This window comes from Flavobacterium sp., assembly GCF_003525665.1.
Lineage (GTDB): Bacteria > Bacteroidota > Bacteroidia > Flavobacteriales > Flavobacteriaceae > Flavobacterium.
The window spans coordinates 12,914-14,551 of sequence record NZ_DQDX01000069.1 but is presented as its reverse complement, the minus strand read 5'-3'; the positions used below and the strand labels follow the sequence as shown (position 1 = coordinate 14,551).

Below are 1,638 nucleotides of genomic sequence, written 5' to 3'. Positions count from 1 at the left end.
CCGATACCGAAAGTGCGATTTCAATCTTGCGCGGAATAAAAGAAAAATACGAGACACACCATAAAGTGCGAATCAAAGACGATGCTATTATTGCAGCCGTTGAATTGTCGCAACGTTATATTACCAATCGTTTTCTTCCAGATAAAGCCATCGATTTAATGGATGAAGCGGCTTCTAAATTGCGAATGGAAATCAATTCGAAACCCGAAGAATTGGATGTTTTGGATAGAAAAATCATGCAATTGGAAATCGAAATTGAAGCCATCAAACGTGAGAATGATGAAACCAAACTCAAAGGTCTTGGTCTGGATTTAGCGAATCTTAAAGAAGAACGCAACGAAATTTTCACCAAATGGAAATCAGAGAAAGATGTAGTTGATAACATTCAAGCTGTGAAACTCGAAATTGAAGATTTCAAACTCGATGCCGAACGAGCTGAACGCGATGGCGATTATGGAAAAGTGGCTGAAATACGTTACGGAAAAATCAAAGAAGCACAACAACGATTGGACGAGTTGCAACAACAATTACTTGAAAACCAATCGGGAACTTCCTTGATTAAAGAAGAAGTTACTCGTGAAGATATTGCCGAAGTCGTTGCGAAATGGACTGGCGTTCCAGTAACCAAAATGCTGCAAGGCGAACGCGAGAAATTATTAAAACTCGAAGACGAATTGCACCACAGAGTTGTTGGTCAGGAAGAAGCCATTCAAGCTATAAGTGATGCCGTTCGTAGAAGTCGCGCTGGGTTGCAAGACATGAAAAAACCAATTGGAACTTTCCTATTTCTGGGAACAACTGGAGTTGGTAAAACCGAATTGGCGAAAGCCTTAGCCGAATATCTATTTGATGATGAGAACGCCATGACTCGAATTGACATGAGCGAATACCAAGAACGCCATAGTGTGAGCCGATTGGTTGGTGCGCCTCCAGGATACGTAGGTTATGACGAAGGCGGACAATTAACCGAAGCTGTTCGTAGAAAACCGTATTCTGTAATTTTGCTAGACGAGATTGAAAAAGCGCATCCCGATACGTTCAACATTTTATTGCAAGTTCTAGACGAAGGACGTTTGACCGACAACAAAGGACGCTTGGCCGATTTCAAAAACACCATTATTATTATGACTAGTAATATGGGAAGTGGCATCATACAAGAGAAATTTGAAAACATGAAAGGCGGAATTGAAGCCACGACCGAAGCTGCGAAAGTAGAAGTCCTTGGTTTATTGAAACAAACCGTTCGTCCAGAATTCATCAATAGAATAGACGAAATTGTAATGTTTACGCCATTAACTAGTGCGAATATCAAAGAGATTGTTCGTTTGCAAATCAAAGGATTGACCAAGATGTTGGCACACCAAAACATCACTATGGACGCCACACCAGAAGCCATTGCCTATCTAGCCGAAAAAGGTTACGATCCGCAATATGGTGCACGACCAGTGAAACGTGTCATCCAGCGTGAAGTGTTGAACCAACTTTCTAAAGAAATATTGGCTGGCAAAGTAACTACAGATAGTATTATTTTATTGGATAGTTTTGATGGGCAACTTGTATTTAGAAATCAAAGCGCATTGGTGAGTTAAACTAGCGTACATTAGAAATTGATAAAAGCTACCGTCACTTCGAGTGATT

General features: G+C 40.5%; 1 protein-coding gene. It reads left to right on the top strand.

All coding sequences use genetic code 11. The annotated features are described in order from the left end of the window. On the top strand, positions 1-1,589 hold a 1,589-nt coding region (locus DIU01_RS04915), incomplete at its 5' end, for an AAA family ATPase (protein ID WP_290832126.1). Positions 1,590-1,638 lie beyond the last annotated feature (49 nt).